This is a genomic window from Cupriavidus sp. UME77, assembly GCF_014170355.1.
GTDB classification, from domain to species: domain Bacteria; phylum Pseudomonadota; class Gammaproteobacteria; order Burkholderiales; family Burkholderiaceae; genus Cupriavidus; species Cupriavidus basilensis.
The window spans coordinates 31,110-46,175 of sequence record NZ_LZZU01000067.1 but is presented as its reverse complement, the minus strand read 5'-3'; the positions used below and the strand labels follow the sequence as shown (position 1 = coordinate 46,175).

5 protein-coding genes and 2 pseudogenes are annotated in these 15,066 nt (G+C 55.8%); 3 read left to right on the top strand and 4 right to left on the bottom strand.

Features of this window, described 5'->3' with window-relative positions; genetic code table 11:
- Positions 1-164 precede the first annotated feature (164 nt).
- The gene (locus A9975_RS27355) at positions 165-1,235 is read left to right on the top strand and encodes a porin (protein WP_183035496.1); all 1,071 of its coding nucleotides are present in this window, start codon (positions 165-167) and stop codon (positions 1,233-1,235) included.
- Between the two features lie 66 nt (positions 1,236-1,301).
- On the opposite strand, the gene A9975_RS27350 is transcribed toward A9975_RS27355, so the two are convergent.
- Entirely contained in the window at positions 1,302-2,081 is a 780-nt protein-coding gene (locus A9975_RS27350) for a GntR family transcriptional regulator (RefSeq protein WP_255503588.1), read from the bottom strand.
- A gap of 2,507 nt (positions 2,082-4,588) precedes the next feature.
- On the opposite strand from A9975_RS27350, the gene A9975_RS27345 reads away from it, so the two are divergent.
- Together A9975_RS27345 and A9975_RS27335 are read left to right on the top strand one after the other, a co-directional pair.
- On the top strand, positions 4,589-9,427 hold the full coding sequence (locus A9975_RS27345; protein ID WP_183035494.1) for a hypothetical protein: 4,839 nt from the start codon (positions 4,589-4,591) through the stop codon (positions 9,425-9,427).
- A 560-nt stretch (positions 9,428-9,987) separates the two neighbouring features.
- Positions 9,988-12,680, top strand: a pseudogene (locus A9975_RS27335) (TrlF family AAA-like ATPase).
- 761 nt (positions 12,681-13,441) lie between these two features.
- Here the strand turns inward: A9975_RS27335 and A9975_RS27330 are convergent.
- From A9975_RS27330 to A9975_RS38660, 3 genes and pseudogenes are all read right to left on the bottom strand, one after another.
- Entirely contained in the window at positions 13,442-14,266 is an 825-nt protein-coding gene (locus A9975_RS27330) for a methyl-accepting chemotaxis protein (protein WP_183035491.1), read from the bottom strand.
- Positions 14,267-14,309: 43 nt separating this feature from the next.
- Positions 14,310-14,444: a hypothetical protein gene (locus A9975_RS38275; protein ID WP_255503587.1), complete on the bottom strand. Its 135-nt coding sequence runs from the start codon at positions 14,442-14,444 to the stop codon at positions 14,310-14,312.
- A 290-nt stretch (positions 14,445-14,734) separates the two neighbouring features.
- A pseudogene (locus A9975_RS38660) lies at positions 14,735-15,003 on the bottom strand (transposase); the annotation flags it as partial.
- Positions 15,004-15,066: the final 63 nt, after the last annotated feature.

Sequence of the window (15,066 nt, the reverse complement as noted above, 5' to 3'; positions counted from 1 at the left end):
GCCTATCCTGTGCGTAAATCGATCGTTTCGTATTCACAAAACAACATTAACGTATACCACTAAGATCATTAAACATACCAATATGCGATTATGAAATCCGGCAGCATGAAATTGCCAATACGGAAACCTGAGCGCAACCCGGTTCAATACGGAGGAGAAGGTTCATGAAGAAAAGTATCGTCGGCGTTGGATGCGCCATCGCAAGCATGGCGGCATTTGCCCAGTCATCGGTCACCCTGTATGGGGTCGTTGATGCGAATATCGAGTACACCAATCACAACCTGGGCAGCAGTGCCAACGGCAATTCGAAGGTAGCGCTGAATTCGGGGGGGATGTCCCCGAGCCGCTGGGGCTTGCGTGGCGCCGAAGATCTCGGTGGCGGAAACAAAGCGATCTTTGCCCTGGAAAGTGGCTTCAACATCGACACAGGCACGTCCGGGCAGGGCGGCCTGCTGTTCGGACGCCAGGCATGGGTGGGGCTTGCCTCCGGCAACCACCAACTGACGCTCGGGCGGCAATACACGTCGCTCTTCCTGATCATGGCGAACTACTCGCCCACCGCATATGCCACGCTGTACGAGCCAGTGACGCAAATTGCCGGTGGGGCGCTGCGAGAAAACAATATGGTGAAGTACCATGGCAGTTTCGGCCCGCTGACGACAGAAGCGCACTGGAGCTTCGGTGAGCAACCGGGTTCGACGCAAGGCTCGGCCGGCTATGGCGCAGGCGTTGACTATTCGTTCGGATCAGGCGGCATCGGCATCGCTTACGACAATGTGAATGGCCCTGCGACCGGCGGCAACTACACGCGGGCCCAGAAGGCAGCGGTCGGCGTGCGTTACCAGATCACACCGAGTTTGCTCGCCCAGGCCGCCTACCGCTATGGGAAGAACGACGCGCCGGCTGCCGGGACGGTCGCGCGTGACGATATCTTCTGGCTCGGCCTGAACTACCAGGTAACGCAGGCATTGGTATTGACTGGCGTCGTGTACTACGACAACCTGCGCTCCCTGCGCACGGCAACCGGCAGCACAAACCCCAGCAACCCGTGGCAGCTCACGTTCGTTGCGGACTATTCCCTGTCCAAGCGCACTGACGTTTACCTGAGCACCGCATACACGAAAAACGCAGCACTGAACTTCGAGAACTTGAACGGTGCTATTGCTGCGTATCAGATCGCCGCCAATGAACACAATCAGATGGGGGTTGCCATCGGCATGCGGCACAAGTTCTGAGTGCGGTTGCGGCGCCGGCCCGGAGCGGCTTTCCCGCCTGTGCCCGCGCCCTGCGGGCACACGGAATCAACCAGCAGTGGCGCGACTCAGGCTGCGTCTGGCCCTGGGCTTGGCTTCGCCTTCCTCAGGAGTACCGCCCACCCTCGGCCGCTTGGTGCCGGATGTCGCAGCGGAAGGCGAACCGCCCTGCCCCACCTCGCTTTCGAGGTAGCTCGCCGGCAGCGTGGAGAGAAACTCGGAAAATCCTGTGGTTCCGACCGGCGCATGCTGGAGCATGGCATCATGCGCTGCAATTTCGTCGCCATGGAGAATCGCATCAGCCAGTTTCTGATGGTCCTGCAGTGCTTTCTGACGTTGCGCCGGCGTCAGGAAAATCTTCGGCCGATAGCGCTGCATCAGACGCCGGATGCCGTGAATCTGCTGGGCAAGGTATTCGTTGTGGCTGCCGGAATAGATCAGGTCATGGAACGTGGCATTGGCCTCGGCAAATCGTTTCCCATCGTTAACGTTGGACGCCTCGGCGCACTGCGCCATGCTCGCCTCGAGCAACGCCCGTTGCTCGTTGTCCATCCGCCGCGCCGCGAGCTTTGCCGCAACGGCCTCGAGCTCGCCGAGCAACTCTAGTGTTTCACGCAGTTGCGTGACCGACAGCCGCGACACGAAGACGCCGACACGGGGCGCAATGCGCACGAGACTCTGCGCCGCAAGCTGCTGCAAGGCCTCGCGCACCGGCGTACGGGATACACCAAAGCGCTCAGCCAGCGTGCGCTCGTCCAGCAGCGCCCCCGGCGGTAGCGTACCGCTCTCGATCTCGGCCTCGATGGCAGCCTTGATCTCGGCGGCCATGCTCTGTTTTGGTTGTAGCGTCATAGAGAGTATTGGTCAGCGAAAACAGCAGGAGATCTCATACTGCGCGAACCAGACAAGGCATCCAGCACGGTTCATGCATTCGAGAGAACAGATCCTCGTCTAAGTATACCAAATGTTACCGTTGGCATTCCAATCGTTGATATGTGCGTGTTGCATAGTGCTCCGCGCGCTCTATCTTGGTACCGCTCCTTCAACTGGTCGAGTTCCCAGTACCCTCGGCCATCCCCGGCGAGCTGCCGCGGTCACCACTACGTCCACCATCGTCGCGCCCCGCGCTCCGCACGCTCGACGGCTTTCGCTCTATCACTCCGACCGTGATCACCTTGGAGGGCTGCGCTCCCTCCCCTTCAATGCATGCCTTGATCGAGATTCGCATGGAGGTTCTCCAGTGGCGTCCATACGCAATGCTCTCCCTTCCCGCCGGATTTGCCCCCCTGCCTTTGGCCACTCCCCTTACCTGCCGGAGGACGACGCCGGGCACGCGGCCACGCACGAACGGCACCGGATCCGCGGGGAGCCCGACACGGTGGAACAAGCCCACACGAAGCAGGATGCGGTTCCGTTGGACTCAAGTACCGGCACTCCCGACAAAATCCACGTTCGTGAACGAATCCGTTATCCGGGGGCTTGCTGCGACAAAACCCAAAATATCCTCCGTTTTGGGGGAGCGATTTCCGGGCAATCGGCGCATCATTTTGGCACTCGCTCTCGGACACTTCGGGAAGGCATGGCCCCCGGGCCGGGACCGTCCCCGGGCCCAGATTCGATAGCCTCAGTTTTTTTGATATGACTCAACTCGCCTGCCTCTTTGCGTTCCAGTTGCTCTGGTTCATTCCGCTCCGGCGTATCCTTGCGCGCACGCAACTTCCCGAGGCGATTGCCTTCATTGCACTATTCCCGGTGTTAGGCCCGCTTGCCTGTGCATGGATTCTGGCAATACGCCCCTGGCCAATCCGTCAACGCGTGGCGGATTCATACCGATGAATGCGGGGGCAACGCCGATGGCCCCAAGGTCTGCCTCAGCATAAAAAGAAGCCACCCGAAGGTACAAGGCTATCGCTTAATGAGCTGCTTTCGCCGCAGGCGCAAGCTATTCACCGCATAGAATACGGTGAATAGCCCCTGATATTCACTGCAGGAAGGCGAGCGGGACGGTCACCTAGTACAGGCACGATCCAGGCACATGCCCATCGCGTGCGTGATCGGTACGGCACTGGATCGGTGCCACCGTGGGAAAAAGCCCACACGAAGCAGGATGCGGTTCCATTGGACTCAGGCGCCGGCACTCCCGACAAATACTCATGTCGTGAAGGAATCCGTTTTCCCCGACGCCCGACCAGCACGGTTTAGTTCAGCTAGGACGGCGGACGGATAGGACGACGTTCACCACATGAGATAAGACGCACGGGTTAGATTGTTGCATGGACGTCACACAGCATAGATGCCACCCTATGGACATTCCTTGAACGGGCAAAGCGGATGGAATAGAAAGAAGAACGACTCGCTTCGGCTCCTCGCAAAGTGCATATCTATCCCAGAGCCAATGACCCCCTTTGTCTGGGAGCGTTCTAAATATCGGACGTTCGCCGGTGACGGCGAGAATGGCTGGGTCCGGCTCGCCGCGGACCTGAGTGACCGCCCGCTGGCAAGTGCATAACGACCAGATCTGCTAATTTCTCTTCAAAATCAGACAGTTGGACACACCCGCGAGATGTATTTCCCCCTACGTCGCGCCTAGGAGCGCGCATGGCACAATTTACGCATGAAGACTTCCAAAACGCGGCACGTTACCTAAGCCGCACAACTCCGCGTTTTTGCATTGCAGAGTCCGAGACGACGCTGAACTCCCGACCCGGGACGCGACCAAATAGCCCCACCGCCCAGGCGTACCTAGCCAAGGAGCCGTGCGACTTTGTCGCCTTTTCTATACGAAGAACGGTTCGAGTTTGATACTCGCAGCGCGGGCGGGAACCAAGAACAGTCTCAACTCTTGACGCGGGAGTGAAACAAGCCGCCATCCATCGGACGAAGCCAGGTGGCACGCCGACGGCCATCGTCATCATTCAGTTACAAAGCACACTTCTACCTCGCAGCATCGGGTCGAATGCAGCATCTAGATTCCCGATCTACTCCCGACACGGCGAAGACAGACTGCAACACCACGTCCGCGGCACGCCCCCCTCCCCGTCTTCGCCCACCTGGCCAATGCTCGCCCCCCCCCCTCTGAGGGGTAGTCCGGCATCAGTGAGCCGCTACATTCAATCACTTAGCTGTAGTAGAGACAGATTTGTCCCCGACATATCTCGCTTTCGCTCGAGTGTGACGCCTCCCGGGCTGCCCGAGCATCGCAAGAGCAAGCAGTCATGCATCGCTTAGGATGTCGGATAACCAATCACATTAAACTCAAAGGGTCAATCTTGGCTTCCACTGTTGACACAATTATTAGCCATGCGCGGAATGCTCCAAAGGAGCCCATCCGACGTATGGCCAGGGACAATGTCTTTAAAGCGGTCGAAAAAGCCTTTGAGAAATTCAACATAGTCTTCCTCGACGGCGACGTCCTATCCGGAAAGACGGAATTTGCTGCAGAATATACTCGACGAAATGAGGGGAAAGCTGTTGCGGCTTTCTTGTCACCAGAGACGCCATTGTTCTACTCACAAGCCTTCGCCAGACAAACACTCGGCGAGCAGGTTCATATGCTTGTGAATAATTTCGTGCCATGCCCAGATTCTCACCAAATTGACGCGGCGCTCTTCTCCCAGCTGTTACTCCAATTGCAGCGCATTGCTAGAAAGCAACCGATCACTTTTGTGATTGACGGTTTGGCTGACAGCGATGAAGAGGATAAGCACGTAGCTTCCGAGGTACTTTCATTACTTCCCGTTGGGCAAAGTGAATTTCGGTTTCTTTTTACGGGGACGGCAAAGCTCTACTCCGAACTACGATTCGCGCGACGAGCTGACGCGGACAAAATTCATTTGCTCGCCGCAAGTCTCGAGGACACAAAGGACTATTTAAGAGAGTTGAATATCAGTGAAACTGACATTCATTCCCTATACCATTTTTGTGGCGGCAGTGTTGGCCTACTGGACAAGCTTCGCACCCTTCTTGTGGATGGGGCATCCGTGCAAGACCTCCTCACGGAAAGGAGAGCGTCTGTCGATAAAATTCTCGAACTTGAGTGGAGCTACCTCCCGGAAGAGGACGACTTGCTCCTCCTCCTTGCCTTTCTCGCCTGGTCGCAAGCACGACTCTCGACTCAATCTCTTGTAGAACTTACAGGGTTCACCCAAGAATATGTATCTGAGGCTTTGACTACTTGTAGGATGGTGAAGTCCGACGATGCCACTTCGACCTGGTCCATCCGATCAGATGTTCAGCGTCGCTTCATTATGGAGAAGCTAGAGGCACTAAAATCCAGAGTGGAGGACAAACTAATTGCCCGGCTCATTGGCAACGAGAACGACCCCGACGCAACGCTCAGTCTCCCATCCCAGCTCGTTACGGCAGGGCGTCATACGGAGACCTTAAAGCGGCTGACGCCTCGGCATTTCGAGAAACTTCTTGAAGCAGAGAACTCACTTCGGCCTCTAAAGAAGCATGCAGAATTTGGGCTGACGTCAGCGCGCCTGGAAGATGATATAGATGCCCAAATCCGATTTTCACTGATCCAATCTTCCATTAGTGGCGCCTCTATAGGTGGCGGTAGCTCACTTGAGGTCGAGGCACTCCTAGCCTTGGAGCATGACGACGAGGCGTCGGCGATTGCGTTGAGCACACCTGTCGCAGAAGAGCGTATTCAACGGATTGCGGCGGCTGCCGCATGCTTCGGCAAAAGAGGCAAGGCGATCCCCGGTCAGATTGGCCAGGTGCTTCGAGAGCAGCTGACAGACCTTGCGGGTGACTTGCCAGACACCGCCTTGACAAGCATAGCTTCCGACTTACTGTCCGTTGACATTGATTTGGCCCTGGATGTTGTAGCCAAGTTGCATCGTCGCAGGGTGGAAGCCAAACTGGCTTCGAAACGACGAAATGCCAGACAAACCATCGGCGATGGTGAAGCTATGGCCCAAGCAGGCGGGGACGAACAACAGCTTCTGGAGAACGCCGCCGAACTACGCCCCTTCTTCGAGGCAGCTTCGGCGCTAGTAAATAAACTCTCAGTTGGCGATGTCCTAGCAAAGATCGAACCGCTGGAGCAGAGCCACAAGTTGTTTCTGTTATCACGCTGGTTGGAACGTCATAAGACACATCCTGAGGCATCTCGAGTAGCGCTCGCGGCCATTTCCATCGCGCTCCATGATACCGCCCGCACCCCCCGTATCCGCGATTTCCGCGAGATCGCTGTAGTAGTGCCTCACATAGAGAATCGGCAGGATGCAATGGAAGTTGTTGATAAGTTGGAGGCACAAAGGCGAACGCTCACGTCAAATGGAACCACAGACGAATCCGTGAGACTGGAAATGCTACTCTTACGAGCGAGGGATCGGCACGGTGATTCTAGAGTCGAAGAATCCTTGATTGATCTATATTCATCAATTGGCACCGTAGGTGATATAGGAATTAGAACAGCTTGCTACGCGTGGATGCTTTATCACCTTGAGAATTTCCCAAGAAAAACGGAAATTGAAGAAAAAACATCCGTCAATAGCGAGACAACTCGTAGCCTGATTGAGGCTATCGATACTCTTCTCGAACAAACTGCAGACCACTATAGCTGCGCCAAAGACGCTATTAGAGCTGTATGTATGGCAGACCCAGCTAGAGCGATTGAGATCGCAACAAAGCTGAACACTGAGCAACGAAGAGAAGATGCCTACGTTTCAGTTGCAAATCACATAGTCGCAAACAATGATTACAGCAATAATGCTGGCGTAATATTCAAATGCGTTAACCTTATAAAAAGTGACAAGCGACGGGAGAACTTAATTGTTTACGTTCTTGAGAAAATATCGAATTCGCTAAGGCATCGCGGCGTTGCACCGGTCGACCCAGGTCTATTGAACCTATGGAAACAATCGAGATTCTCATACCGTCGAGTGCAGGCGGCAATATTGACGTATGAGGTCCATCGCCTTAGTTGTAGTGTGGCACCCACACTCGACCTTCTTTCGGAAGCGGAGCGCCTCTGGAACGATATTCACGTGAGTTGGCTGCGCACGGAAGTTGGCTTCTGGGTTGTAAAAGAAATTGCCCCTTTTGATCATGGACTGGCACGCGAGTGGCTCCATCGAGTGCGGGAGGAGTCGAGGCTTGGAAAATCCCCCTCTCTTGCGGGAAACAATCATCTCTTTCTCATGGCGGGGCTTGTTGGCAGGGCAGTTACGGGACTTATTCAAGTAGCGCCCAACGAATTCGATTCCGCGATTGCCAGATTGACGAAGTATGTTGAGGCCATCCCACTAGTCGATAATAGACTAAGCATTTGGTCACTCGTTGGCACATCGCTTTATTTTCAGAAACGACGGGATCTCAGCGAGAAAATTGTAAAAAACAAGATCGAGCCAATTCTTGGTCAAAATTACGAAAACAATGAGATAGTAAAGAACGCATTACTAGTAATCTCCGCACCTCTTTTGTACCTAAATCACGCAGCCGGTGCAAACTCTTTAATTGATAGGATAAAATCCAATACCACTCGGGATGAAGCCAGAGTAGCAATCTGCGAGACTATACTTCGAAAGCAATGTGTCTCTCTGCCTTTTCAGGAAAAAGAGCGAACAGAGTATTCACTAAACTACGCCGAGGCCACGGACATCGTCGCACTTCTTCGGCGGACCGAGAATGATGCGCACATATACAGCATTGTCACGCAGCTTTGCAATAGCTTAGCATCGAGAAAAAACAGAACCTCAATTCGAAGAAATCAAGTTGCGGATGTTCTCACAGATCTAGCCGCGATAGTTTCCGAACAACTCCCCGACAGTAACAACATCAAACACGATGGATACCTTATCGCCTCACAGGCACAGATCTATCGCTGCAGAATCTCCGAAGGAATGCTTACCGAAAAAGGGCACTGGCAGCAACTACTGGATCGCGCCGAAGCCATCTCTAACGGAGCTGATAGGGTAGTCGTAGTCAGTATTGTTGCCTCATGTGCCGGCGGCACTGGGCCGTTCGCGGATAACAAGTGGTTTGAGCGTGTGCGCAGGGACATACTCGCCATACCCTCCGACCGAGATCGTATCGACCGTTTTCGGTGGGTTGCAGAAATAATCGAATCCTTTGACAAATCGCTCTGCAGGCGCATCCTGCGAGAAGCGATGAATCTTTCGAATCACTTGGGCGACCTTGATGGTATCGGTGATTGTCGGCAGAAAATGCTCGATTTAGCGCACAACATCGATGCCGGTTTTTGTGGCGAGATGATAGATTTGCTAGACGGCGATGAAGCGAAAGCGGCAAAGAAGGATTTGAAGGATCATACTCGCCTCTTGGACCATCGAAAGGATGCCGCTTCGGACGTCTCTAAACTCGCTAGTGAAGATTTAAGCATAGAGGAACTGGCCGAAATTGCGTCAAGAAATCTTGCTGCTCTCAATGCGGACAGGCATATAGCCCAGCCCACGAAGGAATTCCTCCCGCTCGTGACGCAGATTCGTAGTGCACCTCTGCCGCAAGCGTATCCGATTTGGCAGTGGATCTTGGAGAACGGCATAAAGAAGGCCACGCAGCAGATTGGGCCGAAGGTGCTACCGCCACTGTATGAAACGTTCTGTAGTGCGGCGGACGTGACGCTAATGCTGGTAGGGCGCAGTGGATTGAGCGAACGATCGGCACCTCTCGGGCCCGTGGAAAGTATCGGGCCGGGTGATCGCGATCAGGTATTTGCTCGCTTACAGGAGTGGGCATCGTCCCGCGGCGGAAAGAAGATCCAGATTTCGGATCCATTCTTTGGGCCGGATGATCTCGATATTGTCAAGGCCATTGCAGAAGTCTGCCCGGATTCTGAGATCGAAATTCTCACAAGTCGCAAACAGATGCAGCAAAAGCTACGCGATGCATCTGCCGAGGACGCCTTCAAAGATGCATGGGAGCGTCTCTGTGAGGTACCGCCTCCGCCGACAGATATTATCGTGGTTGGATTTGGGGGGGACGGCGAGCATCCGATACACGATCGATGGATCGTCGGTGAGTCAAGCGGTTTGCGCTTGGGTACTTCGGCCAACTCACTTGGCCATTTGCGCGTCTCGGAGATGTCTGAGCTTGACCAGGCTCAGACGATCGAGCGCGGCCTCTTAATCGACAAAGTATTGAACAAGGGCACGCGTGATTGGCAGGGGCACAAACTCTCTCGGGTTCGGTTCAGCTTGTGAGATTCGAAAACTAATGGCGTATTGAAACCACAAAAGCGAGGGCGTGTGGTGCACCGTGGCGATGGTCAGTCACGGTGCTAGCCTGCATTGCGAAAACGCATAAGCATCCAGTCCAAATGTCCGCAGCACGACCTTCTCGACTGTAAGAAGCGCCAGAACGGCCTTGATCAACCGGCCGCCATCGGAGGCCACTACCCCCAACACACTACATCCCGGCACAGTAAATTCATGAAGCCGGTTGACGCAAAGTCATTGACACGTTCCGACTGTTCTGACCTCGTGCTAGCCACATCCGCATCCGATTCGTCGATTTTCGGCCTACTTGCCTCGTAGCCGTAGCAGTAGCAGTAGCAGTAGCAGTAGCAGTAGCAGTAGCAGTAGCAGTAGCAGTAGCAGTAGCAGTAGCAGTAGCTGCTCCTCATTCTCCCATGAAGTACTTGAAAAGCAGTTATGTGCTTCGCATTTTCTCTGACTGCCTTTCATAGGGAATTTTTGTCAAGTCCTGGGCTGCTCGGTCTTTGCGGTTCATAATGCGGCGAGACCACATTGGGGGCCGCAGCATGCAAATTCTTGGAACCATCCTTGAAAAACCAGTCGGCGCCACATTCGTTCGCGCCGACCTCCATATACATTGCTACGGTGGCTCCCACGACGTCACGGACCGCGGCATGACGCCGGAAGCGGTCGTGGCGACCGCGGTAAAGGAGAAGCTAACCCTTATTGCGATCGCAGACCATAACGAGATCTCGAGTGTTGAAAGAGCCTTGGCGGTCGCAATAGGTACGCCCCTGATCGTGATCCCGGCTATCGAGTTGTCGACTCTGCAAGGCCACCTTCTGTGCTACTTCAAGTCGCTTCAGCTTCTGAAGCGGTTTCACGGGCAGTTGTCTCTGCTCGACAGCGGGCTATCCACATGGCGATGTCAACAGTCGATGCTCGAATGTCTCAACTTAGTGCAGGCGCTAGGCGGATTCTGCTTGCTGGCGCACGTGGATGCTCCGTCGGGGTTCGAGCAGGAGGTTATCGGCGCGTCGCCGCACAAGGCCGACATCTTGTGCCATCCCGCTCTATTGGGCATAGAGCTAAAGAGCGCCTCGTCCGTGATCGCATATTCGGCCAGTGATCCGGCTCCCAACCGCACCCGGCTGGGCGAGGAGCGGATCAAGCGCCTCCAGCTTGGCTCGAAGCAGTATCTCGCGCGTGTCCTCAATTCGGATGCCCATTCCTTGGCGGCGCTGGGGCGCAACGCCGAAGCGCGCGCAAGGTCACCCGTTACAAGATGGACGACCCGAGCTTTGACGCTTTACGAATTGCACTCGAGGACGCCGACGCCAGAGTACGGATAGAGGACCTGGTTCCGTCTTCGATCCCGAGCGTGATCGGCCTCAGTATCGATGGCGGTTTCCTCTCCGGTCAGACTATCCAGTTCAGTCCGAACCTCAACTGCATCATCGGTGGCCGCGGCACGGGAAAATCAACAACCTTCGAGGCCGTCCGCTGCCTGATCGCCGACGGTGAAGAGAGAAACCAAGTAGTTGACTCTGAAGTCTGGCCAGAGGAGCTTTACTTGGTGTGGCGCGACAAGGCAGGTCAGGATCACAACCTGTTCCGACTCAAGAACGGCGAGATACAGAACTTGGACGATCCCGAGACCGGACCGGTCGATTTCGACATTGATTGCTTCGGCCAGGGTGAAGCAGCCAAGATCAGCGTGCAGGCCCAAAATAATCCATTGGCGTTTCTGCATTATCTGGATCGCTTCGTCGACGTCACGCAAGCGCTGGCGGAGGAACAGGCGGTCCGTGACGAGCTACTCAAACTACAGAGCGGAATCGAAGCTGCAGAGCAGAAAGTCCAGCTTATCCCGCAGCATCAACGCCTGCTCGCGACGACCAAGCAGCAACTTACTGCGCTACAGAAACCCGACGTGAAGGAACTGATCGCGTTGCAGCGCCAGCTGGCTACCGAGAAGGAAGTACGTATCCAGATTGTCGACATTTTGGCTCAGGCTAAGCGAGAGTCGGCCTCCCTTCCTTCGCGAGAAGCGGCGCAGGAGATTCGGGGCCTCGCCGAGCCCAAGCAGCTTGCGGTCGGTGGTGGCGAGTTCAAGGCAATCGTGTCCGGAGCGGAAATGCTCGAAGCCACTGTATCCACAGCCGAATCGAGTATCAAGGCCGGCCTCTCGACCTTCGAAGCAGAGGTTACGGCTCAGATGGCCGAATGGAAGACAAAGGAGATGGAGGCGCAGAAGAAGATTGACGCGAAAAGGCGAGAACTCGAGGCACTGAAAATCTCCTTCGACATGTCCTACATCGCCAAATTAGCCAAGGACGAAGCGACTCATCAGCAGAATGTGAAAAACCTCAATGCTTGGGTGCCGCATCTTGCGATGCTACGCAAGCAACGTGCTGACGCGCTGTTGGAGCGTTGGCGTGCTCGGGATAGAGTCGCCACATTGCGGAATGCCTTCGGCCGGGTGGCTTCAAGCACTTTGCGCGAAGCACGTTCGGACCTTAATGTGAGTCTAAAGTACGCCGAGAGCGCATATTCTCCAGAGGCGGTGGAGCTCATCGTTGATGCGATGGGGTGGCGAACGAACCAGCAACAGCGTGCGACATGGCTAGTGAAGGAACTCACTGTCCCGGTGCTTCTCGCGGCCGTCGCGAAGCAGGACGTTAAGCCTATCCTCGGCATCAAAACACCCGAGGGAGTGGACGTCTTCAAGCGCGATGAAGCTAAGTTGATTATCGAGCGCCTGGGGGTTCCAGCGGTTCAATACGCTTTGGAGCGAGTAGCACTTCACGATTTACCGCGATTGCAGGTCACGAAACGGGTTGTCGACGGTGAGGGCAACGAGCGGCACTTGAGAAAGGACTTCTCGAAGCTGTCGTTGGGCCAACAACAATCGGTGCTACTGGCGTTAATGCTTTCAGCCAACAGTGACCGCCCTCTCATCATCGATCAACCGGAGGACAACCTAGACGGAGAGTTCATCTACTCGACGCTCGTTCCGGTACTGCGTAGGGCGAAAGAGAGGCGCCAAGTGATCATCGTCACCCACAACGCCAACGTGGCGGTTCTGGGTGACGCAGAACAGATCGTCGTGATGAAGGCCGCCAACGACAGAGGCGAAATAGTCGCCCGTGGATCCATCGACCATCCTACGACGCGGGACGCGGCATGCGCCATTCTCGAAGGAGCCAAAGAAGCGTTCCTCCGGCGTGCCAAGATGTATTCGGTTACGTTGCGCTGACGGGTTCCTGCGACGCCCTTTCAACCGCGCTCGATCTCGTTGATTGGGCGTGGTCGCCTCAGAATTCGCGACACGCATCCGCACAGTCGAACTATCTTGCCACGGAAATATGTCGCGAGCGGCAGCATTAGTGAGCACGTCCCTTGACTTCCTAGGGGCCGTAGTCGCTCGAATTGCATCTCCCCGTACAGGGAGGCAAGTCAAGCCGGCTTCGGTGCCGCGGGTGAACCGTAAGCGGCTGGCGAACCCACTTGCGGGTCTCGTTGTGCCCGACAGCTAGTGTCCGCTTAACTTTAAGTGGACGCGATGATGGGCACTGAATTAGCGGTTAAGCACGTACGGCGCTCCTACTCGAAGCAGTTCAAGAGCGAGGTTGTGGCCGAGTGCAAGGCTGCGGTACAGGACCTCGAGCTGCGCCGCCGCCCCCCCACGCCGAACAGTTATCTAAAATCAAACTCCATAGTTCCGAAAACAGAAAATATTGTTCGAGCCTACAGTCAATAGGAGACGCAGATAGCAGGTACAAGCAGCGCAAGCGACCAAACAAGATGCATACGGCCATGGATACGTTCGGAAAATGGCTCGCCGGTAAGAGAGCCGCCTGCACGGAGCCAGTAGGCAAAACAAGAGAGCCATCCTGAAAGGAGGGCTCGGACAACCCCCGCGACAATACGTCCACTGAAGATGGCACCTAGAGACGGACACTCCATGGCTCGAGGTACACTCTCAAAAACGCAGCCTGCAGTCGCAGCTCGTCTCAGTCACACACGGGAAAAACCTGATACCTCAAGCTTGAAAGTTGCCGCATCGGCAGCAAGACCTTCGGCCTGTTGATGCAGCATGCTTGCCGCAGCAGCGATTTGCTCGACCAACGCGGAGTTCTGCTGTGTTGATTCGTCCATCGCGTGCACCGCGGTGCTGAGCTTCTCAAGTTTGTCGGCCTGACTCTGGCTAGTCGCCTGCATCGCGGTGGCGAACGCTACTGTCCGCTCAACCGATTGCCGTACGCCGGCCATAGACACAGTCGCATCGCGAGCCAGAGCCGCACCGGCGTTCACATCCGCTACATTCCTTGAGATGACTCCACCAATCTCCTTTGCTGCGGCGGCGCAGCGTTGAGCCAGCGCTCGCACTTCTGCAGCAACGACCGCAAAGCCGCGCCCTTGGCCACCTGCCCTGGCGGCTTCCACGGAAGCATTCAACGCCAGTATGTTGGTCTGAAAGGCAATTGTCTCGATAAGCTGCACAATCTCTGCAACCGCGCGGGAATGGCTATGCAAGTCGGTCATCTTTCCGGCCAGGAGCTCCGTGACCTTGCTTCCATCTGTCGTCGCTTCCAGCATGGCGGCCGCGATTGCGCTTGACTCCTTCGCTTCGTCCTGGGCTTGGTTGACGTCTTCAAGCAGCTCTTGCATTGACGTCGCCGCTCGCTCGAGCAAGACTGCCTGCTGCTCAGTGCGCAACGACAAGTCTTGGTTGCCCGACGATATCTCCTTCGTCGCGGCTGAGACCGAGGCGGCCGCATCCTTGATGCCAGACAGCATGTTCCTGAGCGCCGATTGCATCTTGGCCAGATTTGCCAGCATGCTGGAGCAATCCCCATTTCGTACCGCAACAGGCTGGCTGAGGTCACCGGCAGCGATACGGACGACGACGCGTGTCGTCGTCCGCCGGTTCACCACCGAGTTCCCTCTTGACCTGGCGAGCAATGGCATAGGCCATCGCCACCGAAGCCAGCAGGCTCATGGCAAGCAGTCCCACCATGATGAGTTGGGCTGACCCGCTGGACGTGACGCCGACTTGCGTGCGTTGGTACGTCGCCTATACGCCGAGCCTGCGCCATTAAACACTTCCGACACAAGAGCGTCTCGACGCACACATTTCCGCCCTAATTTCGGCCACCGTTTGGTTGAACTCGAGGCCATGACTCTCCAAATTTCACAAACTGCGCCTGGATTTCCTCGGGCTAGGGTCCATTGGGGGAATTTCTCGCTTCGCGCTTGGCCCCGGCTGCCAGCATGGCAATGAAGTCGCCTTCAATATCGGGCCTGGCTCCACAGCGACAACACCCGCCGCAATTGACCGCTCTGTTCGACACCATCACGCGCATAGATGCCAGACCGCCTGCACAAAGGGAGGAGGTCGCAGAACTTGGCGACAAGGACATGTGCGAGCTGACCTGGCCCCGGGAGACCGCGATCGATAGGACGGCTGGGAGCCGAAGCCTGCACGATGCAACTCAACAGGTGCATGCCTTCTTGAGTCGGCAATGATGGATCACCGTCCAATGGCCGGCCAAGTGTTCCAGTTGCTCAGCGACGTTACAGGGCAGTCTTGCGTCCGCAGCGGACCTGCTTTCCTCCCTCGCGGAATGCGGAAAACCGCC

Bases quoted from the DNA above. Each gene is read 5' to 3' on its own strand.
- A9975_RS27350 (WP_255503588.1), bottom strand. From the start codon at position 2,081: ATGGCCGCCGAGATCAAGGCTGCCATCGAGGCCGAGATCGAGAGCGGT.
- A9975_RS38275 (WP_255503587.1), bottom strand. From the start codon at position 14,444: ATGGTGGGACTGCTTGCCATGAGCCTGCTGGCTTCGGTGGCGATGGCC.
- A9975_RS27330 (WP_183035491.1), bottom strand. From the start codon at position 14,266: ATGCTGGCAAATCTGGCCAAGATGCAATCGGCGCTCAGGAACATGCTG.
- A9975_RS27345 (WP_183035494.1), top strand. From the start codon at position 4,589: ATGGCCAGGGACAATGTCTTTAAAGCGGTCGAAAAAGCCTTTGAGAAA.
- A9975_RS27355 (WP_183035496.1), top strand. From the start codon at position 165: ATGAAGAAAAGTATCGTCGGCGTTGGATGCGCCATCGCAAGCATGGCG.